This is a genomic window from Aeromonas veronii (assembly GCF_040215105.1).
GTDB classification, from domain to species: domain Bacteria; phylum Pseudomonadota; class Gammaproteobacteria; order Enterobacterales; family Aeromonadaceae; genus Aeromonas; species Aeromonas veronii_G.
In genome coordinates, this window is sequence record NZ_CP157875.1 from 3290779 (window position 1) to 3315784 (window position 25006).

General features: G+C 63.4%; 19 protein-coding genes. 13 read left to right on the plus strand and 6 right to left on the minus strand.

What is annotated here, in order from left to right:
* The first annotated feature begins 40 nt into the window (after positions 1 to 40).
* From ABNP46_RS15120 to ABNP46_RS15145, 6 genes are all read left to right on the plus strand, one after another.
* The gene (locus ABNP46_RS15120; protein ID WP_349918884.1) at positions 41 to 1774 is read left to right on the plus strand and encodes a glycoside hydrolase family 9 protein; all 1734 of its coding nucleotides are present in this window, start codon (positions 41 to 43) and stop codon (positions 1772 to 1774) included.
* Complete coding sequence (locus ABNP46_RS15125; protein WP_349918886.1) at positions 1767 to 1895, plus strand: hypothetical protein; 129 nt, start codon at positions 1767 to 1769, stop codon at positions 1893 to 1895. The genes ABNP46_RS15120 and ABNP46_RS15125 overlap by 8 nt, the downstream gene beginning before the upstream one ends.
* Positions 1888 to 2760: a BadF/BadG/BcrA/BcrD ATPase family protein gene (locus ABNP46_RS15130; protein WP_349918888.1), complete on the plus strand. Its 873-nt coding sequence runs from the start codon at positions 1888 to 1890 to the stop codon at positions 2758 to 2760. The genes ABNP46_RS15125 and ABNP46_RS15130 overlap by 8 nt, the downstream gene beginning before the upstream one ends.
* Positions 2745 to 4610: a beta-N-acetylhexosaminidase gene (locus tag ABNP46_RS15135; RefSeq protein WP_349918890.1), complete on the plus strand. Its 1866-nt coding sequence runs from the start codon at positions 2745 to 2747 to the stop codon at positions 4608 to 4610. Before ABNP46_RS15130 ends, ABNP46_RS15135 begins: the two co-directional genes overlap by 16 nt.
* 195 nt (positions 4611 to 4805) lie before the next feature.
* On the plus strand, positions 4806 to 6359 hold the full coding sequence (locus tag ABNP46_RS15140) for a methyl-accepting chemotaxis protein (protein ID WP_349918892.1): 1554 nt from the start codon (positions 4806 to 4808) through the stop codon (positions 6357 to 6359).
* A 66-nt stretch (positions 6360 to 6425) separates the two neighbouring features.
* Complete coding sequence (locus tag ABNP46_RS15145) at positions 6426 to 6779, plus strand: MGMT family protein (protein ID WP_349918893.1); 354 nt, start codon at positions 6426 to 6428, stop codon at positions 6777 to 6779.
* A gap of 9 nt (positions 6780 to 6788) precedes the next feature.
* Here ABNP46_RS15145 and ABNP46_RS15150 read toward each other — a convergent pair whose 3' ends face one another.
* Complete coding sequence (locus ABNP46_RS15150; protein WP_349918895.1) at positions 6789 to 6959, minus strand: hypothetical protein; 171 nt, start codon at positions 6957 to 6959, stop codon at positions 6789 to 6791.
* A 113-nt stretch (positions 6960 to 7072) separates the two neighbouring features.
* Positions 7073 to 9697: a type I DNA topoisomerase gene (gene topA, locus ABNP46_RS15155; protein WP_349918897.1), complete on the minus strand. Its 2625-nt coding sequence runs from the start codon at positions 9695 to 9697 to the stop codon at positions 7073 to 7075.
* 361 nt (positions 9698 to 10058) lie between these two features.
* Here topA and astB point away from each other — a divergent pair, with 361 nt between their 5' ends.
* Positions 10059 to 11396 carry an N-succinylarginine dihydrolase gene (gene astB / locus ABNP46_RS15160; protein ID WP_349918898.1) on the plus strand — a complete coding sequence of 446 codons (1338 nt, stop codon included), beginning with the start codon at positions 10059 to 10061 and terminating at the stop codon, positions 11394 to 11396.
* A gap of 64 nt (positions 11397 to 11460) precedes the next feature.
* On the opposite strand, the gene sohB is transcribed toward astB, so the two are convergent.
* On the minus strand, positions 11461 to 12468 hold the full coding sequence (gene sohB / locus ABNP46_RS15165) for a protease SohB (protein ID WP_349918899.1): 1008 nt from the start codon (positions 12466 to 12468) through the stop codon (positions 11461 to 11463).
* A 220-nt stretch (positions 12469 to 12688) separates the two neighbouring features.
* On the opposite strand from sohB, the gene ABNP46_RS15170 reads away from it, so the two are divergent.
* Complete coding sequence (locus ABNP46_RS15170) at positions 12689 to 13444, plus strand: YciK family oxidoreductase (protein WP_349918901.1); 756 nt, start codon at positions 12689 to 12691, stop codon at positions 13442 to 13444.
* Between the two features lie 85 nt (positions 13445 to 13529).
* The gene (locus tag ABNP46_RS15175; protein ID WP_349918903.1) at positions 13530 to 14417 is read left to right on the plus strand and encodes a LysR family transcriptional regulator; all 888 of its coding nucleotides are present in this window, start codon (positions 13530 to 13532) and stop codon (positions 14415 to 14417) included.
* Positions 14418 to 14420: 3 nt separating this feature from the next.
* Here the strand turns inward: ABNP46_RS15175 and ABNP46_RS15180 are convergent, their stop codons facing one another.
* Complete coding sequence (locus tag ABNP46_RS15180) at positions 14421 to 15593, minus strand: MFS transporter (RefSeq protein WP_349918904.1); 1173 nt, start codon at positions 15591 to 15593, stop codon at positions 14421 to 14423.
* A gap of 162 nt (positions 15594 to 15755) precedes the next feature.
* On the opposite strand from ABNP46_RS15180, the gene ABNP46_RS15185 reads away from it, so the two are divergent.
* Positions 15756 to 16898 (plus strand): MalY/PatB family protein, encoded by a 1143-nt coding sequence (locus ABNP46_RS15185; protein WP_349918905.1) that lies wholly within the window; start codon positions 15756 to 15758, stop codon positions 16896 to 16898.
* A gap of 136 nt (positions 16899 to 17034) precedes the next feature.
* The gene (locus tag ABNP46_RS15190) at positions 17035 to 18375 is read left to right on the plus strand and encodes a TAXI family TRAP transporter solute-binding subunit (protein ID WP_349918907.1); all 1341 of its coding nucleotides are present in this window, start codon (positions 17035 to 17037) and stop codon (positions 18373 to 18375) included.
* Between the two features lie 69 nt (positions 18376 to 18444).
* Here ABNP46_RS15190 and ABNP46_RS15195 read toward each other — a convergent pair whose 3' ends face one another.
* Positions 18445 to 19353, minus strand: coding sequence for a LysR family transcriptional regulator (locus ABNP46_RS15195; RefSeq protein WP_349918909.1), 909 nt, complete (start codon positions 19351 to 19353; stop codon positions 18445 to 18447).
* Positions 19354 to 19519: 166 nt separating this feature from the next.
* Here ABNP46_RS15195 and ABNP46_RS15200 point away from each other — a divergent pair, with 166 nt between their 5' ends.
* Both ABNP46_RS15200 and ygjK read left to right on the plus strand, forming a co-directional pair.
* On the plus strand, positions 19520 to 20776 hold the full coding sequence (locus ABNP46_RS15200) for an adenylosuccinate synthetase (RefSeq protein ID WP_349918911.1): 1257 nt from the start codon (positions 19520 to 19522) through the stop codon (positions 20774 to 20776).
* Positions 20777 to 21157: 381 nt separating this feature from the next.
* Positions 21158 to 23635, plus strand: a complete 2478-nt coding sequence (gene ygjK, locus ABNP46_RS15205) for an alpha-glucosidase (RefSeq protein ID WP_349918913.1) — start codon at positions 21158 to 21160, stop codon at positions 23633 to 23635.
* Positions 23636 to 23702: 67 nt separating this feature from the next.
* Here ygjK and tyrS read toward each other — a convergent pair whose 3' ends face one another.
* Positions 23703 to 24902: a tyrosine--tRNA ligase gene (gene tyrS / locus ABNP46_RS15210; RefSeq protein WP_349918915.1), complete on the minus strand. Its 1200-nt coding sequence runs from the start codon at positions 24900 to 24902 to the stop codon at positions 23703 to 23705.
* Between the last annotated feature and the right edge of the window lie 104 nt (positions 24903 to 25006).

A 25006-nucleotide genomic window follows, 5' to 3' on the forward strand; every position in this document is an offset into this window, starting at 1 on the left:
CGCCTCGCCTGCTGCGGCAGGCCAGGGGAGTCACTCTTCGATGGAACTCTTGATCAATCAGGTGGGTTACGACTGCGATGGCCACAAGGTGGCCCTGCTGCAAGGCGCCTTTGAACAGCCCCTCAGCGGCCGGGTGCGGCTGCTGCGTCTGGACGATGGCCAGATCCTGTTCGACACCGAGTTGCAGGCCGCCGGTAAGGTTCCTGGCTGGCAGGGTCGCCACTTCTGGCGCGCCGACTTCAGCGCCTTTAAAGAGCCCGGCCACTATCGGCTGGAAGCCGTCACCCAGCGCGAGGGAGAGGCGACCCCCTCCGTCACCCGCTCCCCCCGCTTTGCCATCGGCCCTGGCTTGCTGAGTCGCACCTGCCTGTCCGATGTCATTCACTATTTCAAGGGGCAGCGCGCGAGCGGTGCCTTCGATCAGGCCGATCGCCAGGCCCGCCAGTTTGGCACCGAGCAGCGCCGGGATGTGCGCGGTGGCTGGTTCGATGCCAGCGGCGACATGAGCAAGTACTTGAGCCACCTCTCGTACGCCAACTACCTCAACCCCCAGCAGACCCCCCTGGTGGTCTGGGCCCTGCTCAAGTGCCGGGATCTGCTCGGCACACGCACCGATATCGACGGCCTGAACCTGTGCAAACGGCTCGCCGACGAGGCCCTGCACGGGGCAGACTTCCTCTGCCGGATGCAGGACGAGAGTGGCTTCTTCTACATGACCCTGTTCGACAAGTGGAGCAAGGATCCCGAGCAGCGGGAGCTGTGCGCCTACGCCACCCAGCAGGGGCTAAAGTCCGCCGACTGGCAGGCGGGATTCCGGCAAGGGGGGGGCATGACCATCGCCGCCCTGGCCCGTGCCGCGCGGGAGTCCGCGGTCGGTGATTTTGATGCCAGCCACTACGCCGAGGCCGCCCGCCGCGGCTATCTGCACCTGCGTGAGCACAACCTCGCCTATCTGGACGACTGTCGCGAAAACATCATCGACGACTACTGCGCCCTGCTCGCCGCCGTGGAGCTGACCCGCACCCTGGGCCAGGAGTGGCTCGGCGAAGCCAGAGACAGGGCTGCCCGGCTCTGTGCCCGTCAGCATCCCCATCCGGAGCTCGGCCATTACTGGGCCGCCGATGACGACGGGGCGCGCCCCTACTATCACGCCGCCGAGGCGGGCCTGCCGGTGCTGGCCCTGCTGGAATACCTGGCCCTGGAGCCGGATCCCGCGCGCAAACTCAAGGTGCAGGCCGTGGTGCAACAGGCGCTGGCGGCCGAGCTGGCGCTGGCCGCCCAGGCGGGCAACCCCTTCGCCCTCGCCCGTCAGTATGTGAAAGGAGTGGGCGAGGAGCCCCGCATTAGCTTCTTCATGCCCCACCACAACGAATCCGGTTACTGGTGGCAGGGAGAAAACGCCAGACTGGCCTCCCTCGCCGCCATGACATTTTCCGCTGCATCTGTGCTGCCACAGCAGCGCAAACCACTACAGGCCTTCGGCCAGCGCCAGCTCGACTGGATCCTGGGGCAAAACCCCTTCAACGCCTGCATGCTGGCGGGGCACGGCATCAACAACCCGAGCTACACCGCCGGCTACCCCAATGCGCCGGGCGGGATCTGCAACGGCATCACCGCCGGTTTCGATGACGAGGCAGACATCGCCTTCATCCCGGATGCCTACAAGGAGCGGCTGGATCAGAACTGGCGCTGGGGGGAGCAGTGGATCCCCCACGCAGCCTGGTTCGCCCTGGCCATCAGCTGGCAGAGCACCCTCGGAGGTTCCCATGATTGAGACGTACAAGGATCGGCTCGATCAAAACTGGCGCTGGGGGAGCCGTGGATCCTCCATGCAGTCCGCCTGGTTCGCCCTGGCTATCAGCTGGCAGAGCACCCTCGGAGGCTCCCATGACTGAATACTGGGTCGGCGTGGATGGCGGCGGCACCCATACCCGGGCCCGCATCCGCGACAGGGCGGGGAAGCTGCTGGGTGAAGGGCGGGCCGCGGGCTCCAATCTGGAGCTCGGCATTCCCTTGGCCCATCGCCACGTATTGACCGCCATCGATCTGGCCCGCACCGAGGCGGGTCTTGGCAAGGGGGCGGAACCGCTGATGAGCGTCGGGCTGGCGCTCGCCTCCGCCGAGCTGGCGGATTGCTACCACGCCCTCCTGGCCATGCCCTTCCCTTATGCCAGTGTGCGGCTCACCTCCGATGCCTTCGGGGCCTGCCTCGGCGCCTTCGGTGGCCGGGAAGGGGCCATCCTCATCGCCGGCACCGGCTCCGCCGGGCTCATCTACCGGGAGGGGCGACTGCGCACCTGCTCGGGGCGGGGCTTCCCCATCTCGGATCTCGGCAGCGGTGCCTGGCTCGGGCTGCGCGCCCTGCAACAGGCCCTGCTCTGCCATGACGGCATCCTGCCCCCCAGCCTGCTCGCCGAGCGTTTGTTGGCTCACTTCAAGCAGGATCAGGCCGAGGTGGTGCGCTGGGCGAGTCGCGCCATCCCGGCGGACTATGGCCGCTTCACGCCCTGGGTATTCGATGCCGCCAGCGACGGCGATGCCCTCGCCTGTCAGCTGCTGGATGAAACCTGCGCCCAGTTGCAGAGCCTGCTCGAGGGCATGCAGCAGCTCGGGGCCCACCGGATTGCCCTGCTCGGCGGCGTCGGCACGCGTCTGGCCCCCCGTCTTGCCCATCTCAACCTGGTTCCCCCCATGGCCGATGCCCTTGAGGGTGCCATCTTGTTCGCTCAATCAGAGGAATACCCATGTCTGCACCCCTGATCCATACCCAAGTTGACCGACGTGACGGTGATGATGTCTGGTTCCATTTCACCCTGAGCCAGTTGCCGGACAGCCCCTGGAAGCTGCACTTCTGCCTGCCGCGGCAGATCGACGCCAGCTCCGTCGAAGGGGGCACCCTGGAGCGCCAGAGCGGCAGCTACAAGGTGCTTGTCCCCCAGGATGGCGGCAGCGAACTGCGTTTTTGCTGTCGCAGCACCCCCATAAAACGTAATTCCGATCTGCCACAGGGCTTCTTCCTGAGCCTCGGCGACACGGGATCCGGCCCCCAGCTGCTGCCGGTGACCCTGGCAAGCCAGGCCCTCGGCCTGCCGCCCCTGCCTGCCGCCACCCCCGAGCTGCCCGAGGTGGAAGCCGCCAACGGCATCGTGCCCCAACCCGCCCACCTGCGGCTGCCCGAGGGCAACTTCCGGCTGGCGGAGCGGGCCCATGTCAGCGGCCCCCCGCCCCTTGGCCCCCTGCTTGCCCATTTCAACGAGCTGACCGGGCTGGCCCTCAGTCAGGATCACGATGCCGAGATCCACCTCGTCGAGGCCCCCCTCGCCCCGGAGGCCTACCAGCTCTCCATCAGCCCCCGTGAAGTGGTGATCCAGGCGGCGGGAGAAGCGGGCTGGCGCCACGGACTGGTCAGTCTTGCCCAGTGGGCGCTGCAGCACGGAGAGAGCCTGCCCTGCCTCGAGCTTCGCGATGAGCCCCGCTTCGGTTTTCGCGGCATCTTCCTCGACTGCTCACGTCACTTCCACTCCATTGCCACCATCAAGCGGCTGCTCAAGCAGATGAGCCTCTTCAAGTTCAACCGCTTCCACTGGCACCTGACCGATGACGAGGGCTGGCGCCTCGAGATCAAGGCCTTCCCGCAACTGACCGAAGTGGCGGCCTGGCGTGGTCACGGCCTGGCGGTGGATCCCCAGTTGAGCGGCGGGCCGGATCCTTACGGCGGTTACTACACCCAGAGTGAGGTGCGCGAACTGGTGGCCTATGCCGCCGGGCTTGGCATCACCATCATCCCGGAGATAGACATTCCCGGTCACTGTCACGCCGCCATCAAGGCCCTGCCCGCGCTGCTGCGGGAAGAGGCGGACAGCTCCCGCTACCTGTCGGTGCAGTTCTTCGATGACAACGTGCTCAACCCCGCCCTGCCCGGTACCTACGAGTTCCTCGACAAGGTGATGGAAGAGGTCTGTGCTCTCTTCCCCGGGGAGCAGATCCACATGGGGGGGGACGAGGTGCCCCACGGCGTCTGGACCGACAGCCCGGCCTGTCGGCAGCTGATGCAGCAAGAGGGGTATCAGGATTGTCGTGAACTGCAGGGCCATGTGCTGCGCCACTGCCAGCAGTACCTGGCCGCCAGGGGCAAGAAGATGCTGGGGTGGGAGGAGATATTGCACGGGGACAAGGTGAGCCGGGATGCCACCGTCTTCGCCTGGACCAGCTTCCAGGCGGGGCTGGATGCCGCCAGCCAGGGCTACCCCGTGGTGATGGCCCCCGCCCAGCAACTCTATCTGGATCAGGCCTATAACCATGATTATCAGGAGCCAGGCCTCTACTGGGCCGGCCCCGTCAGCCTGGAGCAGGTCTACGCCTGCGACCCGGCCCCCATCGATTTCCATGCCAACGATAACATCCTGGGGGTGCTGAGCCCCTTATGGTCCGAGCAGATCATCTCGCGGGATCGGCTCGACTATATGTTGTTCCCACGCCTGCTGGCCACGGCCGAGGTGGCCTGGAGTGCCCCTGCCCACAAGTCATGGGAGCACTTCGTCGCCCGTCTGCCTGGCCAGTTGCAAATTCTTAGTCAGTTGCAGGTGCGTTACCGGGTGCCACAGAGGTAGTGTTATCTTTCTCTTTTCGGCGACCTTTTGGTCGCCGTTTTTTTACCTGGCTAACAAAATTACAACTAAGCCCTACTTTTTATCCTCCTTTATAGGCAGAATAAGCCCCCGATGAAGCCTGGCGACGACGCCTGTTTCGCAGCCAAACGTCCGGCCTACTGATAATAACTAAGCACAAAAATCGGAGTTTATTGCATGGCTCGCACTGAGGTTCCAATAGTAGACAGCGAAGTGGAGTTTCCTGCCGACGTACAACTCGTCTCCACCACTGACTTGCGCGGCGTCATCACCTACGCCAATCCCGCCTTCTGCCGCATCGCCGGCTATCAGGTCGATGAACTGGTCGGCCAGAACCACAACCTGGTGCGCCATCCCGACATGCCCAAGGTGGCCTTCGCCGATCTCTGGGATCGCCTCAAGGAGGGCAACCCCTGGCGCGGGGTGGTCAAGAACCGCTGCAAGGATGGCCGCTACTACTGGGTCGACGCCTATGTCACCCCCATCTACGAACAGGGCCAGATCAGCGGCTACCAATCCGTGCGCTGCAAACCCGAGCCCCAGCTCAAGCAGGTGGCAAGCCAGGCCTATCAGGCCCTGCTCAAGGCAGAGCGGGGAGAGAGCCGCCCCCTGCCCTCCCTGCGCCGCTTCAGGCCCATGCTGCTCGCCGGGCTGCTGCTGGGGCTGCTGGGCTGGGCTGGTACGACCCAGGGCATGATGACGGTCCTGCTGATGCTGCTGCCCCTGCTCCTCGTCACCGCCACTTACTGGCGCGAGATCATCGCGCTGCCGCGCTACCTCAAACAGCTCGGCCAGCAATATGACAGCCTGACCCGGCTGGTCTACTCCGGTGATGCCCCGGGGGCCATCGCCGACTTCCACCTGAAGATGCTGCAGGCCCGCATCCGTACCGTGCTGGGGCGGGTCAACGATGCCACTCACCCGCTGCAGACCCTGGCCACCGACCTCAAGGACTCCTCCCATCAGGCCTTCCTCGACATCAACGAGCAGGATGCCCAGACCCAGCAGATGGCGGCGGCCATGACCCAGATGGCCAGCACCGCCAACGAGATCGCCCGCAACATCCAGGACACCAACAGCCAGGTGACCGAGGCCCGCAGCAGCTGCGAACACACGGTAAGGCAGCTGGATCAGACCGAGCGGCAGATGGAACAACTGGCGCATCAGGCGGAGCAGGCCTTCCACTCGGCGGTGGAACTCGCCAGCGAATCCGAGCGAATTGGCAGCGTCATGGGGGAAATTCAGGGCATCGCCGAGCAGACCAACCTGCTGGCCCTCAACGCCGCCATCGAGGCCGCTCGTGCCGGCGAGCAGGGCCGCGGCTTTGCCGTGGTGGCGGACGAGGTACGCACCCTCTCCACCCGCACCCACAAGGCCACCGAGCAGATCCAGGGCAGCATCCATCAGATCCAGCAGACCCTGGGACGCTGGCAGGGCATGATGCAGGACAACCTGGCCCATACCCGGGAGTGCGCCGAGATGACCCGCCAGGGGTCGGGCAACCTGCACCTGGTGCTGGGAGAGATAGAACAGGTCACCGAGTTCTCCACCCAGATTGCGGCGGCGGCAGAACAGCAGCAGGCGGTGGTGGAGGAGATCAGCCGCAACATTCACCAGATCTCCCAGTATTCCCGCGCCAACAGCCAGAAGATGCAGGCGGTGGATGACTCCAGCCAGGCGCTGCTCCAGCGCGCCCGAGAACTGCGGGGACTGAGCCAAACCTTCGGCTAGGCCTTGCCCTGCAAACAAAGGAGGCGCCACAATGGCGCCTCCCCTCTTTCAAGCGATGACAATGCCATGATGGATCCCCCCAGCCCCTCCCTTGGCAAGGTCGCCCGTATCGAGGCGATCCTGGCCCTGATCCCCGCCGGTCGCGTGGTGAGCTATGGACAGGTTGCCGATCTCGCCGGGCTGCCGGGGCGCGCCCGCCTGGTGGGCAAGGTACTGAGAGAGACCGACAAGACCTTGCCCTGGCACCGGGTGCTGGGGGCAGGAGGAACCATCTCGCTGCCGAAGGGGTCGGCGGGATTCGATGAACAGACGGGGCGATTGCAGGAGGAGGGGGTAGTGGTCGTCGGGGGGCGGGTCAGGATGCGGGAGTGGCAGTGGCAGCCCGACCTGGCCGAGCTGCTCTTTCTCATCCCCTTCTAGGGATCCCGTTCATTCACTGGTGAGGGGGCCCAGGATCTCGTCGCTGCGCACCTGCACCGGGATGGTTTCATCTTCCCGCTGCAGCAGCACCAGCAGACTCTGTCTGTCCACTTCCAGCACGTAGGCCGTTCCTTCACGGGTCAGGCAGGTCATGCCCGGCCGGATTTCATGTATCTCCATGACAACCTCCGTGTCTTGCGCTGCCATCCATGCAGCCAATTCAGTATATCCCCTTCTCCCAATAAAAAGGCCCCTGCAAGGGGCCTCTTTCATCAATGTGTGAACCTCGGCGGTCAGGATTTCTTCGCCTTTGCCAGGCTCTCCTGCCATTTACCGTTGTCGTAATGGGCCGTCCAGCCCGTCGCCTTGCCGTTGACCTCGGTCATCACGTACTGCTCCTTGCTCTTGCGGCTGAAGCGCACCACGGAGGCGTTACCGTCAGGATCTGACGCCGGCGCATCCGCCAGGTACTGGTGCTTGGGCGAGAGGCGGTCACGGAAGCGCTTGAGCTCCTCAACCAGAGGCGCACGAGTCTCACGGGATTTCGGGAAGTTGCTGGCGGCGAGGAACAGGCCGGCGGCGCCGTCCCGCAGCACGAAGTGTGCGTCGGACTGGGTGCATTTCAGCTCGGGCAGCGGCACCGGATCTTCCTTCGGCGGCGCGATGTCACCGTTTTTCAGGATCTTGCGGGTGTTCTTGCAGCTCTCGTTGGTGCAGCCCATGTACTTGCCGAAACGGCCGTTCTTGAGCTGCATCTCGGCTCCGCAGCGGTCACACTCGATGCTCGGCCCTTCGTAGCCCTTGAGCTTGAACTGACCCTGCTCAATCTCGTAGCCATCGCAATCCGGGTTGCGGCCGCAGACGTGCAGCTTGCGGCTGTCATCGATGATGTAGGCATCCATGGCGGTACCACAGAGGTTGCAGCGATGCTTGGCCCGCAGCGCTTCGGTCTCTGCCTCGTCACCGTCGTCGGTGGCGGAGACGAACTCGTCGGCACTGACCAGGTTGATGGTCTTCTTGCAGCGCTCCTTGGGGGGCAGCGCATAGCCGGAGCAGCCGAGGAAGACGCCGGTGGTGGCGGTGCGGATCCCCATCTTGCGGCCGCAGTCCGGGCAGTCGATGTCGGTCAGCACCATCTGGTTGGCGCGCATGCCGCCTTCCTCGTGGGGCTTGTCGGCCTGCTCCAGCTCCTGGGTGAACTCGGCGTAGAAGGCGTCGAGCACCTTCTTCCACTCCAGACTCCCCTCGGCGATGCCATCGAGCTTGTCTTCCATCTTGGCGGTGAACTCGTAGTTCATCAGCTCGACGAAGTTCTCCACCAGGCGGTCGGTGACGATCTCCCCCATCTTCTCGGCGAAGAAACGGCGGCTCTCGACCCGCACATAGCCACGATCGACGATGGTGGAGATGATGGAGGCATAGGTGGAAGGACGACCGATGCCGCGCTTCTCCAGCTCGCGCACCAGGGCCGCTTCGGTGAAGCGGGCGGGCGGCTTGGTGAAGTGCTGACGGGGATCCAGCTTGACCAGTTTGAGGATCTCGCCGACGGTGACCGCCGGCAGCTGGCTGTCTTCTCCCTTGCGCCCCATGGGCGGCAGGGCCTTGGTCCAACCGGCGAAACGCAGGGTACGGCCACGGGCCTTCAGCTCGAATTCACCGGCCTTGACGGTCAGGGTGGAGGAGTCGTACTGCGCTGGGGTCATCTGGCAGGCGACAAACTGACGCCAGATGAGGTCATAGAGCCGCATCGCATCCGGCTCCATGCCTTCGAGCATCTCTGCGGTCACCTGCACGCTGGAGGGACGAATGGCTTCGTGCGCTTCCTGGGCGTTGGCCTTGGCACCGTAGAGGTTCGGCTCGCTCGGCAGGTAGGCTGCGCCATACTGCTCGCCGATGTATTCCCGCACCGCTTCCACCGCCTCTTTGCTGAGGTTGGTGGAGTCGGTACGCATATAGGTGATGTAACCCGCTTCATAGAGGCGCTGGGCCATCATCATGGTCTTCTTCACCCCGAAGCTCAGACGGGTGGAGGCCGCCTGCTGCAGAGTGGAGGTGATGAAGGGGGCGGAAGGCTTGGAGCCGGTCGGCTTGTCTTCCCGGTTCACCACCTTGTAGTCGACCCCTTCCAGGGCGGCGACGGCGGCGAAGGTCTCGGCCTGGGTGACCGGCTTGAAGTCGGTACCGTTGCGGCTGACCACTTCCATGCGCAGGGCACTCTTGTCGCCAGTCAGCAGATCCGCGTTGAGATCCCAGAACTCCACCGGCACGAAGGCCTTGATCTCGCGCTCTTTATCCACGATGAGGCGCACCGCGACGGACTGTACCCGGCCGGCGGAGAGACCGCGAGCCAGCTTCTTCCAGAGCAGCGGGGAAACCATGTAGCCCACCACCCGGTCGAGGAAACGACGGGCCTGCTGGGCGTTGACGCGATGGATGTTCAGCTCGGACGGCTGGGCGAACGCTTCCTGGATGGCGGTCTTGGTGATCTCGTTGAACACCACCCGCTTGTAGCGGTTGTCGTCACCGCCGATGATCTCCCGCAGGTGCCAGGCGATCGCTTCCCCTTCTCTATCCAAGTCGGTTGCGAGGTAGATGGTGTCAGCCTTGGCGGCCAGACTTTGCAACTCGCTGACCACTTTTTCCTTGCCGGGCAAAATCTGGTAGTTGGCCTGCCAGCCTGCGGTCGGATTGATCCCCATCCGTGCGAACAGGGCGTTGCGATCCTTGGCCGCCTTCTCGGATTCGCTGAGCTTGATGCCGCGAATGACAGGTTTTTTGGGTTCGGTGCTGGCGCTGCCGCTGGTCGGCAGATCGCGCACATGGCCTACGCTGGATTTGACCACGTAGTCCTTGCCCAAATATTTGTTGATGGTCTTGGCCTTGGCCGGAGACTCCACGATGACCAGTGATTTGCCCATGCTGTAACTATTATCCTCATTGCACCCGACGGGGTTGGCGTGCGGTTTTGTGGGGCTGTATAAGAGATTTGACGGGAAAAAGCAATCTTGGCGACAAATTTGCTTGACCCATACGCCCCCTACCGACTCTTTATTTATTAATGCGAAGCCGACGCGAGGGAATCAACCGCTTTTTTGTTTTTATGCCATATACCCCCCTTTTTTAGATTGGAAATGACATATCCAGCCGTCCTTGTTACATAAAAAACCACCAGGGTTATCAGCTTGTTACAAAGGATGAAATCTCTTTATAATGGCCACTCGCCGCAGCTTTGTGCGCGGAAGGACTCGCAACCCATATAAAAATCGAAAGGATGTCATCATGAAGCACTTCGAGGTCAACTTCGACGGCCTGGTCGGCCCCACCCACAACTATGCCGGCCTCTCCTATGGCAACGTGGCCTCCCAGAGCAATGCATCGGCGGCATCCAATCCGAAGGAGGCCGCCAAGCAGGGATTGCACAAGATGAAGGCGCTGACCGAGCTCGGCATGGTGCAGGGGGTATTGGCTCCCCAGGAGCGACCCGATCTCGCCACCCTGCGTCGCCTCGGCTTCACCGGATCAGATGCCAGCGTCTTGGCCCAGGCGGCGAAACAGGCCCCCGCCGTGCTGGCCGCCTGCTATTCCGCCTCCAGCATGTGGACCGCCAACGCTGCCACCGTCTCGCCGAGTGCCGATACCCAGGACGGCCGCATCCACTTCACCCCTGCCAACCTGACCAACAAGTTCCACCGCTCCCTCGAACCCGAGGTGACGGGGCGCATCCTGCGCGCCGTGTTCAACAACGATCGCCACTTCTATCACCACGCCCATCTGCCGGAGAACGATCACTTCGGTGACGAAGGGGCCGCCAACCACACCCGACTGTGCCGCGCCTATGGCGAGGCCGGGGTCGAGCTGTTCGTCTATGGCCGCAGCGCCTTCGACGTCTCCCAGCCCGCCCCCAAACGCTACCCGGCCCGCCAGACCCTGGAGGCGAGCCAGGCCATCGCCCGCCTGCACGGCCTTGGCGAGGAAAGCGCCGTCTTCATCCAGCAGAACCCGGACGTCATCGATCAGGGGGTGTTTCACAACGACGTGATCGCGGTGGGCAACCAGAACGTGCTGTTCTACCACCAGCAGGCCTTCCTCAATACCGCCTCGGCCCTGGCCGAGGTACGCGCCAAGTTCGGTGACGGCGATCTGCACTTCATCGAGGTGCCCACCAACGAGGTGTCGGTGCAGGATGCGGTGAAATCCTACCTGTTCAATACCCAGATCCTGACCCTGCCGTCCGGCGAGATGGCGATCATCGCCCCGACTGAATGCCAGGGCAACCCGGCCGTGTCCGCCTATCTGGCCAAGCTGGTGACGCTGGGTACCCCGATCAAGGGGGTGCACTTCATGGATGTGAAGCAGAGCATGCGAAACGGCGGTGGCCCCGCCTGCCTGCGGCTGCGAGTCGCCATGAACGACACCGAGCTCGCGGCGGTGAACCCGGCCTGTCTCATCGACGACAACCAGTTCACCCGTCTGGATAACTGGGTGGAGCGCCACTACCGCGACAGCCTGGCCCTGGACGACTTGCGGGATCCGGCCCTGGTGCTGGAGAGCCGCACCGCCCTGGACGAGCTGACCCAGATCCTGAAACTGGGATCCGTCTACCCCTTCCAGCGCTGAGGCGAAGACAACAAAAAGCCGGGCAAATGCCCGGCTTTTTCATTTGGTGCTACGTTGCCACGACTCAGCGCCAGGGGCTCTGTTGCCACAGGCGACCGATCGCCCCCTCCAGCGCCTGGGCGCCCTGCTGGCCCAGCTTCTGGGTCAGGCTCTTGGGCTTGCGATAACTGATGCCGATCACCTTGTGATGGCTGGCCTGGGCCAGCAGGTAGTCATCACTGGTACTGAGCGCATCCACCAGCCCGAGCTGCTTGGCCTCGCTCGCCAGCCAGTGTTCTCCCGTGGTCACCGCATCGATATCGAGGGCCGGTCTGTGCTCGGCCACGAACGCCTTGAAACGCTCATGGATGGCGCCCAGCTCCTCGCGAAACTTCTCCCTCCCCAGATCGTCATTCTCGCCAAACATGGTGATGGTGCGCTTGTACTGACCTGCGGTGTGCATCTCGAACTCGATGTCGTGCTTTTTGAGCAGCTTGTTGAAGTTCGGCATCTGGGCAATCACCCCGATGGAGCCGACGATGGCAAACGGCGCCGCCAGGATCTTGTCCGCCACACAGGCCATCATGTAGCCGCCGCTCGCCGCCACCTTGTCGATGGCCACCGTGAGCTTGATGTCCCTGTCCCGCAGGCGCTGCAACTGGGAGGCCGCGAGGCCATAGCCGTGCACCACGCCACCACCGGACTCGAGGCGTAGCAGCACCTCGTCACCGGGTTTGGCGACCCCGATCACGGCGCTCACCTCTTCCCGCAGGGAGGTGACCTCCTTGGCATCCATGCTGCCGTGAAAATCGATGACGAACAGCCGGCTGCGCTCATCATCGGCCTTGGCGCGCGCCTTCTGTTCGGCCTTGCGCGCCTTCTCCAGCTGCTTGCGCTGCCCCTTGTCGGCCAGGGCCGACTGCAACTGGTAGCGACCCTGCTCCAGTTCGCTGGAGAGATCGGTCACCACCAGCTCCCCCTTGCGCGCCTTGGGCTGGCGACTGCTCACCACCATCAGGATGACGGCGGCAATGGCCAGCAGCAAGGTGAGAGTCTTGGCCAGAAACAGGCCGTATTCGGTCAAAAATGTCACTCGATACTCCGCTCTATGTTCGGTTTTTTCACATAGTAAGGAGTTTGGCTACAGGGTGCAAAAACTCTGCGTGCAGTCGCCAATCTGCTGATAAGTCGACACAATCCCGCGGCTCGTTTCACATTTTTTCCCCTCTCGCACTGGTCAAGGGCGGGGCCGGATCAGTACACTGCCCTCCATTGCCGCCATGAGGCCGCCCACATTGTTAACAGGAGTCCACATGCTCGACTATCAGGCCCCCCGGGCACTGCTCAAGGACAAGGTCATTCTGGTGACGGGTGCCGGTGACGGCATCGGCCGGGAAGCGGCCCTCACCTACGCGGCCCACGGCGCCACCGTGATCCTGCTCGGGCGCACCAGCGCCAAGCTGGAGGCCGTCTACGACCAGATTGAAGCGGCCGGGCACCCCCTGCCCGCCATCGTGCCGGTGGATCTCAAAGGCGCCACCAAGAGCCACTACCTCGGCATGGCCGAGACCTTCGCCCAGCAGTTCGGCCGTCTCGACGGCGTACTGTTCAACGCCGGCTTGCTCGGCACCTTGTCGCCCTTCGAGCAGATCCCCGAGCAGGAGTGGGACGAGGTGATGCAGGTCAACGTCAAGTCCGAGTTCCTGCTGACCCAGGCCCTGCTGCCCCTCATTCGCCAGACCGCGAAGACGCACGGCGATGCCTCCATCGTCTACACCTCTTCCAGCGTGGGTCGCAAGGGTCGTGCCTACTGGGGCACCTATGCCATCTCCAAGTTTGCCATCGAGGGAATGATGGAGGTGCTGGCGGACGAGCTGGAAAATACTGCGGTGCGGGTCAACACCCTGAACCCGGGCGGCACCCGCACCAGGATGCGGGCCAGCGCCTTCCCGGCAGAAGATCCCCAGGTGCTGAAGACGCCGGCCGACCTGATGCCGCTCTATCTCTATCTGATGGGCAGCGACAGCCGGGGCAACAACGGACAGACCTTCGTAGCCCAACCCAAATAAATCAACAAACTAGGCAAATGGGGTTACAGTCAATGAGGGCAACAACGGACTCTGTTGCCCCCATCCTCCCCTGACAGGTTGAACTATGTTTCGTCCCAAGAGCACGTTTGAGCAATGGCGGATTTTTCAGGCCGTGGTGGACTGCGGCGGTTATGCTCAGGCCGCCGAGGCGCTGAACAAGAGCCAATCGTCCCTCAATCATGCGGTGGCCAAGCTGCAGCAGAGTCTGGGGGTGGCCCTGCTGGAAGTGCGGGGGCGCAAGGCCGTCCTGACGCCGTCCGGGGAGATCTTCCTCAAGCGGGCCCGTCAGCTCAGCCAGCAGGTGGAAGAGCTGGAGAATCTGGCCAACAACCTGGAGCGGCAATGGGAGCCGCAGATCAACCTCTATGTCTCGGCCCTGCAGCCCAGGGAGCGCCTCTACCGCGCCCTGGCCAGCTTCTCCCCCCGCAGCCGCGGTTGTCGCATCAATCTTCACGAGCGCATCCACTGCCACTTCAACGCCTTGCAGGTCGGGGATCTGATGCTCTCCGAGCATCTGCCTCAGGATCGCACCGGCCTGCCCCTGGACGAGGTTTGTCTGCTGCCCTTGTGCGCGGCCGGGCATCCCCTCGCCAGTCATGAAGCGCCCGTCACCGCCGAACAGCTCGGCAACCACCACCAGATCAGCCTGCACCCGCCAATCCACCGCTCGGTGGACTGGAACGATGCGGACGACACCGGCTGGAAGGCGACCCACTACCACGAGGTGCTCAGCATGCTGCGCCTCGGTCTCGGATACGCCTGGGTGCCGCGCCATCTGGTGCGCGGTGAACTCGCCGACGGCAGCCTGGTCCAGCTCAATCTGGAAGATGGCAGCGAGCGCTACCTTTATACCTACCTGCTCACCCCCTCGGTAGACGCGCTGGGGCCGGCGGCCGAGTTGCTGCTGCGCTGCCTGCGCAACGAATATCAGCAAGGCGAGCGCGGCAAGTAAGCCTTAGACGTTCGGCACCCGCCAGCAGGCGGCCAGTGCCGCCAGTGCCAGGGCCGTGGCCACCATGAAGACCCCGTGGAAACTCCAGATCTCCGCCACAGTCCCGGCGATGGCTCCCGCCATGATGGATCCGGTGCGGATGCTGTTGGCAAACAGGGTGGTCGCCACCCCGGCCCGGCCCGGCATCAGATCCTGGAAATAGGACATGCCGATCCCGGCCACGATGCCGATGAAGATGGCGTTGAGCAGTTGCAGGGCGATCAGCGCCGTCTGGCTCGACAACGTCACCAGCCCCACGTAGAAGCCCACCCCCGCCAACACCGCCACCAGCATCATGGGGCGCTTGCCAAAACGGCGGGTGTAGTAGCCCGCCAGCAGCATGAAGGGGATCTCCAGCGCCGCTGCCGTCCCCATCAGGATGCCCGCCAGTTTCTCCTCCAGCCCCAGTTCGCGGGTGATGTAGAGGGGCATGTTGATGAGATACATGCTGTTGCAGGTCCACATCAGGGTGGAGGCGATGAAGAGCGCCCTCACCGAAGGCATTCGCCAGCTGCTGACTCGCTCCTGCTCTCCTCCCGGCTTGGGGAGCGGCAGGGAGGGCAGCCAGCGCCAGACCACGAAGGCGCAGAGCAGGTAGGCAAAGGCAGAGGCCAGGTACATCACCTCGAAGCCATAACCGATGGCCAGCGCGAAGGCCGCCGGCGGGCCGATGACCCAGGCCAGGGAGAACTGGGCTCGCAGCACGGAGCTGAACATGTCGGCCCGCTTGTTGCGGCTGTCCGCATACTCCCGCGCCAGGGCGAACAGCTGCGGGCTGGCGGTGGCCGTCAGGCTCGCCAGCACTACCCCCAGGCTCACCAGCAGCCAGTATTGCCGGTTCCAGGCGAACAACAGGGAGAGCACGATGCCAGCGAAGCAGCAACGCAGGATCAGCTGCTTGCGATCTCCCTTGTTGTCGGATCGATGACCGAGCCACTGGCTGATGAGAATGCCGATGACGGCGTTGATCGTATAGAAGAGCCCCACCAGGAAGGGGCGTACCTGCACCTCCTCGGCGAGAAACAGACTCAAAGTGGGCACCTGCAGGGCCACCGCGACCCCGGTTATGAAGGTTACCGCCAGGAAAGAGAGGGAGACGGGATCCGGCCTCTGGCGGACAGCTGTCAGCAAACGCATGAGAGATACCATTGATATGGAAGAGAAAACGTCGCCAGAGAACGGCGGGAGCATAGAATAACGGCAGCTATCTTATGCCATTATCAACAGGCATCTCAAGGCTTGCGAGGCCGGGCCCGAGCCCGTACATTGAAAGCCCATTGGCCAGCACAAGGATTTCACATGTTTGATTTTGATCGGGAGATAGATCGCCGCCACACCATGAGCGCGAAATGGGACAAATACAAAACCCAGGATGTCTTGCCCATGTGGGTGGCCGATACCGACTTCGCCTCTCCCCCCGCCGTCATCGAGGCACTCACCCAGCGGGTTGCGCACGGTATCTTCGGCTACTCTCGGCCCTCTCCCCGTCTGATTGAACTCATCCAGGATCGACTGCAGACTCGCTATGATTGGACCATCGAGTCCGAATGGATCGTCTTCCTGCCGGGCGTGGTGCCGGGCCTGAACCTGGCCTGCAAGGCCTGGAGCCAGCACGGCCGTGGCATCATCACCCCCAAGCCCGTCTATTACCCCTTCCTGCAGGCCCCCGGCTTCAACGATCGCCCCCTGCTCACCGTCCCCATGGTGGAAGAGGCCGGCCGCTGGGTGCTGGATCTGGAGGAACTGGAGCGCCAGGCCCCGAGCGCAGACCTGCTGCTGCTCTGCAACCCCCACAATCCGGGGGGAACCGTCTTCACCCGTGAGGAGCTGCTGGCCATCGATGTCATCGCCGAACGCCACAGCCTGGTGATCTGTTCGGACGAGATCCACTGCGATCTGCTGCTGGACAAGAGTGCTCGCCACATTCCCTATGGCGCCCTCAGCCCGCAGGCTGCCGAACGCAGTGCCGTCATGATGGCGCCGAGCAAGACCTTCAATATCGCCGGGCTCTGCTGCTCCTTCGCGGTGATCCCGAATGCCAGGCTGCGGCTCAAGCTGCAACAGGCCATGCGCGGCATCAGTGCCGACGTCAACTTGCTGGGATTCGTGGCGGCGGAGGCGGCCTACGAGGGGGGAGAGCCCTGGCTCGTGGAACAACTCGACTATCTGAGGGCCAATCTGGCGTTGATAGAAGAGGCTGTGGCCCGCTGGCCCGGCGTCACCTTGGCTCGCCATCAGGCGACCTACCTCGCCTGGCTCGACGTGAGCGGCCTCGGTCTGGATGATCCCATCGCCTTCTTCGAGCAGGCAGGTGTCGGCCTCTCACCGGGTACCCAGTTCGGGGACAGTCATTTCGTGCGCCTCAACTTTGGTTGCACCCGGGCGACCCTCGTCGAGGCGCTGGCCCGCATGGAAAAAGCCATACTCCGACACAACCGCTGATGGGACAGGCGCCGATACCGGCGCCCGACCTCCATGGCGAAAGCCATTTTTCCCCATATCTGGTATAGATAAGGTGTGACTCATGACGGGATGGGCTGGGCTCATCCCTTGTTATCCGCCATTGATCCGGTTTCCTATGCACCCACGACTCCCGCGCCGACTCCTGACACTGCCCCGACTCGCCCTGCCCTGGCTGGCGGCCATGCTGGCATTGCCGCTCGCCGCCTCCCCCGCCTATCTCACCATAGGCACAGGGACGCTCAATGGGGTCTACTACCCCACGGGAGGTGCCATCTGTCGCCTGCTCAATGCCGACAGCGCCACCCACGGGGTCCATTGCAGCGTGCAGAGCACCTCGGGCTCCCTGGCCAATCTGGCCGCCCTGGCCAAGGGAGAGGTCCAGCTCGCGCTGGTGCAGTCGGATGTGCTCTATCACGCGGTGCACAGCACAGGCCCCTTCGCGGGCAAGGCACCTGACGAGACCCTGCGCAGCCTGTTCCGGCTGCATCAGGAGCCCCTGACCCTGCTGGCCAGTGCCACCAGCAACATCAACACCCTGGCCGATATCGAGGGCAAACGGGTCGATCTGGGGGCCCCCGACTCCGGGGACAGGGTCACCAGCCAGGCACTGCTGGAAGCCATGGGCTGGCAGGAGAGCAGCTTCGCGCCGCCCCCCGCCGCCGCGCCGGGCAACAGGCTGGAAGGGCTGTGCAACGGCACCCTGGATGCCGCCCTGCTGGTCGCCGGCCACCCCAATCAGGGGATAGGGGATCTGACCGGGCGCTGCAAGGCTCGCCTCATTCCCATCGAAGGGGAACAGATAGACAACCTGCTCAAGCAGCATCCCTATTACCAGCGTGGCCGCATCGGTGCCAACCTCTATCCGGGGCAGATGGGCAGCGTCAGCACCTTCACCGTGACCGCCGAACTGGTGGCCGAGGCCAGCCTCCCCGACGAGACGGTGCGCACGGTACGAGACGTGCTCAGCAATCAATTGCAGCAGTTCACCCGCTTGCACCCGGCCCTGACCACCCTGACGCCGGAATCCATGCAGGCGGGGGCCATCATCCCGCTCCACCCGGGCATGCAGGATGCCCCGTCGACCCCGACCCTGGCTCCCGAGTCCCTGGCCCCATCGGACACGGCGACCACTGGTGAAGCCCAGACTCCCTCACCGGAAGGGTCGCCCGCCATCGCCCATGAGCAAGCCGGTGGTGCCACCCTGCCCACGGTATCGGGGGCGACAGGCACAGATCCGGATGCCGCCAAGGTGCTGGAAGGGGCCGCCGTGAGCCAGGGTGCCCCCCTGGCCGATGGTGGCCTGACTGCTCCCCCTGCGACCGAGGGGACAGAGCAAGCAACCGCGCCGGCTCCCTCATCTGCCGAGCCCGCCTCCCCGGCTCAGCCCCCCGCACTTGACGCCCCTGCCAGTGGCGCCGTCACCACCAGCCCGGCGCCGGCAACCCCCGCCCAGTGAGCAGACAAATAAGACGCGAAGGCCACCCTCAGGTGGCCTTTTTCATGACGACGCCCTGCCCTCCCGGTCTCACTCCCGGGGAGACGGCCCCAGCGCTGGTCCCTGAATTGCCTCTTCGACCCAGTGCAACAGTTGCTTGATGGCCCGGGAGAGCACCTGATTCTGGCGCACCACATACCCCAGGCTGGTGCCGGGGAAGTCGGTCAGCCGGGTGACGGGGGCGCTCAGCTTGAGGCGCGGGTGGAGGGAGAAGTCCGGCACTATGGCCACCCCGAAGCCCGCCTCCGCCCAGTCGAGCTGGGCATCCACGCTGCCCACCTCCATGATGCGGCAACTCGGCAGCCCCAGCAGGGGCAGGGAAGGGTCGATCAGCGCCCGGGTACGGGTGTCGTGGCCCAGCAAGATGAGGGTGGGTTCGTCCTGCGGATCGCTCTCACCGGCCTGGCTACGGGCCTGCCAGCGTGCCAGCCCGTCCCCCAGGGCGCACCAGGTCACCTGTTGCAGCTCGGTATAGGACAGCGGCTCGCTGCGCTTTTGCGCCATCACGAAGCCAAGATCCGCCCGCCCCGTCTTGACCAGCTCGGCAGCCTGATCCGAGGTGGTGTTGAACAGGGTGAGATCGATGCCCGGGAAGGTCTGCTTGAAGCGCTGGAACGGCTGGATCAGCAAGAGCCGTGACAGAATGTCGCTGGCGGCGATGGCCAGGGTGCCCTGGCTGTGCTGGTTCAGGGCATTGAGATCGGACTGGCAGAGCTGCAACTCGTTGATGGCGCGCTCGGCGCTTTGCAGCAATCGCTCCCCCGCCTGGGTGAGGCGAAAGGGGCTGCGCTCGATGAGCTTGACCCGGGTCGCCTGCTCCAGGTTCTTGAGGTGCAGGCTGACATTGGGCTGGGTCATGTGCAATTCGGTGGCGGTCTGGCCGAAGTGCTGCAGACGGGCCAGGGTGACGAAGGTATTCAACCAGTGGATATCCAGCATGGGTCGCTCTCGTTTGCCGTTGACGCACGAGGTGCGTCCTGACGGGCATTGCCGATAAAGTGACCTGGATTATATGCCTTCCTTATTGGAACTATAAAGATAATTAATTTTTCTAATCCACCCCGGCCTCCTAGGATGAACGCCTAACGTCTTAGGAGAATGAGTCATGTCGTCTATCGTAGTCGTAGGTGCTAACTGGGGTGATGAAGGCAAGGGCCGCATCGTCGATTATCTGGCCGGTGAATCCGCCGCCAGCATCCGCTTCCAGGGCGGCAACAACGCCGGCCACACCGTGGTCAACGATCTCGGCACCTTCAAGCTGCACCAGCTGCCGAGCGGCGTCTTCAACCCGGATTGCCTGGTTGTCCTCGGCCCTGGCATGGTCATCAGCCCCGAGCCCCTCACCAAGGAACTGGCCGAAGTGAAGGCCGCCGGCGTGACTCCCAAGCTCGCCATCTCCGACAGAGCCACCTTCTGCCTGCCGATCCACGCCCTGGAAGACACTTTGGAAGAAGTACGTCTGGGTGACGGTGCCTATGGCTCCACCCGTCAGGGCATTGCCCCGGCTTACGGTGATCGGGTCATGAAAAAGGCGATTCTGGTCGGCTGGCTGAAACAGCCGGACGTACTGGTCGAGCGCATCCAGTTCTTCCTCGACTGGAAACTGCCGCAGCTCAAAGCCCTCTACCCGAGCTTCGAGTTCAAGCAGACCGCCCAGGAGATGGCCGACTGGCTGCTGGAAGTGTCCGCCTCCTGGCGCGATGCCATCTGCAACGTCAGCGAGCCGCTCAAGGCGATCCAGGCCCAGAACGGCACCCTGCTGTTCGAAGCCCAGCTGGGCGCCGGCCGTGACCTCATCTACGGCGAATACCCCTGGGTGACCTCCTCCCACGTTTCCGGCGCCTACGCCGGTATCGGTGGCGGTCTGCCGGCCCTGCGCCCCGAGCGCGTCATCGCCGTGGCCAAGGCGTTCAGCACCTCGGTCGGTACCGGCACCCTGATCACCGCCATGGAGAATCAGGAAGAGTTCCGCAAGTTTGCCAACGAGTTCGGCGCCACCACCGGCCGTCCCCGTGACATCGGCTACTTCGATGCGGTCGCCACCAAGCAGGGTCTGGAGATCCAGGCGGCCAACGAGATCGCCCTGACCAAGCTGGACTGCCTCTCCGGCATGCCGGATCTGAAGATCTGCGTCGCCTACGAAGGTGCCCACACCGAGAACCCGATCTGGCCACAGACTGCCGGTCTCAAGCCGGTGTACGAGTCCATGGAAGCCTGGAGCGAAGACATCTCCCACATCCGCAAGTTCGAAGACCTGCCCAAGGCAGCCCAGCACTATGTGCTGCGTATCGAAGCTCTGCTGGGTGTTCCTGTGCCCATGGTCTCCGTAGGCCCGGGTCGCGATCAGATGATCCTGCGCTAAGCAGCACGATCGTCTCGCAGCAAGATATCAAAGCCGGCCTCCTCGAGGCCGGTTTTTTTTATGGCTTCAGTCCCTCTCCGGGACGTTTTCCGCTTTCCCCTCACCCCCGCTTCACCCTGCCGTTTTGCCCCTCTCCCTACCCATGTCGGCCTGCTCATCCTCTCTTGGCTACACGCCGAGAGTAAAACAGTTACTAAAATAACTATTCTGTAACAGCATGTAACCAGGTGATCCACCTCACACAGTCCCGCTTGAGAAGTGTGACGCAGCGCCAAAACTTCCCGACTCTTTGCCCTAAAATGACCAGCGCAAACGATTTCACTAAAAATAAGATAAAAAAACACCTTCTTTAACCTACAAAAACGTAATTGGAGTGCTTCGATGTTTCGTAAAAGTTTACTTTCCATCGCCCTCGGCGTCGCCCTGTTTGGCCTCACCGCCTGCAACGGCAATGATTCCAGTGCCCCGACCACAGCCACCCCGACCCTGGCCAGCCAGTATCAGGATGTGATCGACCGCAGCGGCACCCCGCTCCAGTTCCGCGACTTCGACAGCTACGCCAATCTCAAGTACAACCCGCTGCTGGATCTGGGGGCCTGGCACGGCTTCCTGCTGCCCGCCAGCGAAAACGAATGGGGCGGCTTCACCGGCCCCATGGTGATCGCCGAGGAGTACAGCCTGTTCTTCGCAAGCGAATTGGACAAGCTGACCTTGAGCGATGAGGACGGCCGCCAATATCCGCTCACCGCCGCCAGCAAGCACGACATCCACGCCATCCCGGGAGCACTCATCCAGCGCTTCGAGTTCGAACCCTTCACCCTGGAGCTGGAGCTGCGCTACGGCGATGCCCGCACGGCGCTGGTTCGCACCCGCCTCATCAACAACCAGGACGCGCCGCTGACCCTCAACCTCAGCTGGCAGGGTGAACTGCTCCAGCAGTGGGATGCCAAGAAAACGGTGGCCGAGCAGTACCCGGACTGGACTCGCACCATCAGCCAGAACGAACAGGGGGTCGAGTTCCAGTTCGGCGAGCTGCGCAGCACCTGGAACATGATGCAAAGCGGCAGCGCCCGTTATCGCATCGATCGCACCCTGCCGACCCGCACCACCCTGGATGAGAAGGCACTTGGCTATGTGAGCGAGGCCAGCCTCACCCTGGCCGCCAAGGGCCAGCAGGATCTCTTCACCCTGCAGAGCTATGTGCACTCGAGCGATGAGGCAAGCCGCTTCGAGCAGAGCCGCCAGGCCCTGCTAGCCAACCCCACCCGCTATTTCGACGACTCCATCCACCGCTGGGAAGGGTATCTGGCGCGCGGCCTCTCCAATCAGGGGATCAGTGAGTCCGAGCGTCGCATCGCGGTCAAGGCGATGGAGACCCTCAACGGCAACTGGCGCTCCTCGGCCGGGGCCATCCTGCACGACGGGGTGACGCCGTCCAACACCGCCCGCTGGTTTGACGGCATCTGGGCCTGGGACAGCTGGAAACAGGTCTACGCCATGGCCCACTTCAACCCTGAGGTGGCCAAGAACAACGTGCGGGCTATGTATGACTACCAAATTCAGCCCGATGATCCGGTACGTCCCCAGGACGCCGGCATGGTGATCGACGCCGTCTTCTACAACAAGCTCGCCGATCGGGGCGGTGACGGCGGCAACTGGAACGAGCGGGACACCAAGCCGCCCCTCTCCGCCTGGGCCATCTGGGAGGTTTACAGCGCGACCCAGGACAAGGCCTTCATCGCCGAGATGTACCCGAAGATCCAGGCCTACCACGACTGGTGGTATCGGGCGCGGGACAACAACCACAACGGCATCATCGAATACGGCGCCACCCGCCACGTCGAGCACAACGACGAGTTCGGCAATATCACCTTCAAGGTGCAGTACACCAGCGTGCCAGCCGGGATTGACCTGTCGAGCTGCACTGCCGAGGGAGATGGCTGGTACGCCTGCGCCGGCATGCCGCTCTACCAGCAGGTATTGAGCGTCGGCGGTTACAGCGACATGGACATCGGCGCCCAGCACGGGGCCGGCTGGGAATCCGGCATGGACAACGCTGCCCGCTTCGGCTTCATCGAGCAAGATCAGTTGCAGCGCTACGCCGACAAGACCTATGGCGGGGATCTGGCCAAGGCTCGCCAGGACTGGAACGTCGCCTTTTTCGAGAACCACGAGGATGACGGCAGCCTCATCGGCTTCTCCATCGATCAGGAGTCGGTGGAGCTCAACGCCTTCCTCGCCAAGGAGAAGCGCATCCTGGCGGACATGGCGGACCTGCTCGGCAAGCCGGACGAGGCGAGCCGCTACCGCGAAGGCGCCACCCAGCTCGCCGGTTACATCAATACCTGCCTGTTCGATGAGGCCTCCGGCTTCTATTACGATCGCCAGATCCATCAAGGGGACGTGGCGGACGCCAACGGCTGCGTCGGCAAGCTGCTGACTGCCCGCGGCCGTGGCCCGGAAGGCTGGAGCCCGCTCTGGGCCGAGGTGGCGGATAAAGAAAAAGCGACGCGGGTGCGCGAAGTGATGCTGAGCAGCGGCGAGTTCAACACCAAGGTGCCGCTCGGCACGGCGGCGCTGACCAACCCGGCCTATGACCCCAACATCTACTGGCGTGGCCGGGTCTGGCTGGATCAGTTCTACTTCGGGGTGAAGGGGCTGGAGAACTACGGCTATCGCAGCGATGCCCAGGCGCTGGTCAACAAGCTGTTTGCCAATGCCGAGGGGCTGGCGGGCAGCGGCCCCATCCGCGAGAACTACAACCCGGAAACCGGCGCCATGCAGGGTGCCAGCAACTTCAGCTGGAGCTCGGCCCACCTCTACATGCTCTATCGCAACTTCCTGAAAAAAGAGGGCTGATCCCAAGCGATCATCAGCCAACAAAAAGGCCTCCGGATGGAGGCCTTTTTTATCAGCAGGGTCGCTCTTACTTGACGGTGACTCGGGCAAACTTGCGCTTGCCGACCTGATAGACGGCGGTGCCAGCACCGATCAGCGCCTTGCCATCGTCCAGCTTGTCGCCGTCAACTTTAACCGCGCCCTGCTTGATCATGCGCAGCGCCTCCGAGGTGGTCTCCACCAGACCGGCCTCTTTGAGCAGGTTGGCGATGGGCAGGCCTTCCCCTTCCAGGGCCAGCTCGACCTCCGGCATCTCGTCCGGGATAGCGTTCTTGGAGAAGCGCTGGGTGAAGTCTTCGTGGGCCGCTTCGGCCGCCGCGGCGTCGTGATAGCGGGTGATGATCTCCTTGGCCAGCCAGATCTTCACGTCGCGCGGGTTCAGGGTACCGGCGGCAATGCCGGCTTTGAAACCGTCGATCTCGGTGAGCGGGCGGAAGGAGAGCAGCTCGTAGTAGTTCCACATCAGATCGTCGGTGATGGACATGATCTTGCCGAACATCTCACCCGGGGCATCGTGCACGCCGATGTAGTTGGCGGCGGACTTGGACATCTTCTTGACGCCGTCCAGGCCCACCAGCAGCGGCATCATCAGCACGCACTGGGTGGCCATGCCGGCGTCTTTTTGCAGCTCGCGGCCCATCAGCAGGTTGAACTTCTGATCGGTACCGCCGAGCTCCACGTCCGCTTTCAGCGCGACCGAGTCATAGCCTTGCAGCAGCGGGTAGAGGAATTCGTGAATGGCGATGGACTGGCCGCCGGAATAGCGCTTCTTGAAGTCGTCGCGCTCCATCATGCGGGCCACGGTCTGCTTGGCCGCCAGCTTGATCATGCCGGTCGCGCCGAGCTCGCTCAGCCAGGTGGAGTTGTACTCGATGCGGGTCTTGGCGGGATCCAGGATCTTGAACGCCTGCTCCGCATAGGTGAGGGCGTTATGCTTGATGGCCTCTTCGGAGAGCGGCGGACGGGTGGCGTTCTTGCCAGAAGGGTCCCCCACCATGGCGGTGAAGTCGCCGATCAGCAGGATGATCTCGTGCCCCAGATCCTGGAAGGTCTTCAACTTGTTGAGGATCACGGTGTGGCCGAGGTGAATGTCGGGAGCCGTCGGATCCATCCCCAGCTTGATGCGCAGCGGACGCCCTTCCTTCAACTTGGCGACCAGTTCTTCTTCCACCAGAATTTCTTCCGCTCCGCGCTTGATCTCGGCTAGCGCCACCTCGAGCTGGGACATTTTTTGACTCTCCAATCACGATTCCACAGGGCCAGACATATTACTGGAATGGCGGGCCAATTGGAAAGGCTGTAAAATCTGCCACTCTTTCTCCTCTCGACCTG

Excerpts from the sequence above, each read along its gene's own strand:
- astB (WP_349918898.1), top strand. The coding sequence starts at position 10,059 with ATGAAGCACTTCGAGGTCAACTTCGACGGCCTGGTCGGCCCCACCCAC.
- ABNP46_RS15145 (WP_349918893.1), top strand. The coding sequence starts at position 6,426 with ATGATGGATCCCCCCAGCCCCTCCCTTGGCAAGGTCGCCCGTATCGAG.
- ygjK (WP_349918913.1), top strand. The coding sequence starts at position 21,158 with ATGTTTCGTAAAAGTTTACTTTCCATCGCCCTCGGCGTCGCCCTGTTT.
- ABNP46_RS15120 (WP_349918884.1), top strand. The coding sequence starts at position 41 with ATGGAACTCTTGATCAATCAGGTGGGTTACGACTGCGATGGCCACAAG.
- ABNP46_RS15170 (WP_349918901.1), top strand. The coding sequence starts at position 12,689 with ATGCTCGACTATCAGGCCCCCCGGGCACTGCTCAAGGACAAGGTCATT.
- ABNP46_RS15150 (WP_349918895.1), bottom strand. The coding sequence starts at position 6,959 with ATGGAGATACATGAAATCCGGCCGGGCATGACCTGCCTGACCCGTGAA.
- ABNP46_RS15190 (WP_349918907.1), top strand. The coding sequence starts at position 17,035 with ATGCACCCACGACTCCCGCGCCGACTCCTGACACTGCCCCGACTCGCC.
- ABNP46_RS15140 (WP_349918892.1), top strand. The coding sequence starts at position 4,806 with ATGGCTCGCACTGAGGTTCCAATAGTAGACAGCGAAGTGGAGTTTCCT.
- ABNP46_RS15200 (WP_349918911.1), top strand. The coding sequence starts at position 19,520 with ATGTCGTCTATCGTAGTCGTAGGTGCTAACTGGGGTGATGAAGGCAAG.
- topA (WP_349918897.1), bottom strand. The coding sequence starts at position 9,697 with ATGGGCAAATCACTGGTCATCGTGGAGTCTCCGGCCAAGGCCAAGACC.
- ABNP46_RS15125 (WP_349918886.1), top strand. The coding sequence starts at position 1,767 with ATGATTGAGACGTACAAGGATCGGCTCGATCAAAACTGGCGCTGGGGG.
- ABNP46_RS15195 (WP_349918909.1), bottom strand. The coding sequence starts at position 19,353 with ATGCTGGATATCCACTGGTTGAATACCTTCGTCACCCTGGCCCGTCTG.
- ABNP46_RS15175 (WP_349918903.1), top strand. The coding sequence starts at position 13,530 with ATGTTTCGTCCCAAGAGCACGTTTGAGCAATGGCGGATTTTTCAGGCC.
- ABNP46_RS15130 (WP_349918888.1), top strand. The coding sequence starts at position 1,888 with ATGACTGAATACTGGGTCGGCGTGGATGGCGGCGGCACCCATACCCGG.
- tyrS (WP_349918915.1), bottom strand. The coding sequence starts at position 24,902 with ATGTCCCAGCTCGAGGTGGCGCTAGCCGAGATCAAGCGCGGAGCGGAA.
- ABNP46_RS15185 (WP_349918905.1), top strand. The coding sequence starts at position 15,756 with ATGTTTGATTTTGATCGGGAGATAGATCGCCGCCACACCATGAGCGCG.
- ABNP46_RS15135 (WP_349918890.1), top strand. The coding sequence starts at position 2,745 with ATGTCTGCACCCCTGATCCATACCCAAGTTGACCGACGTGACGGTGAT.
- ABNP46_RS15180 (WP_349918904.1), bottom strand. The coding sequence starts at position 15,593 with ATGCGTTTGCTGACAGCTGTCCGCCAGAGGCCGGATCCCGTCTCCCTC.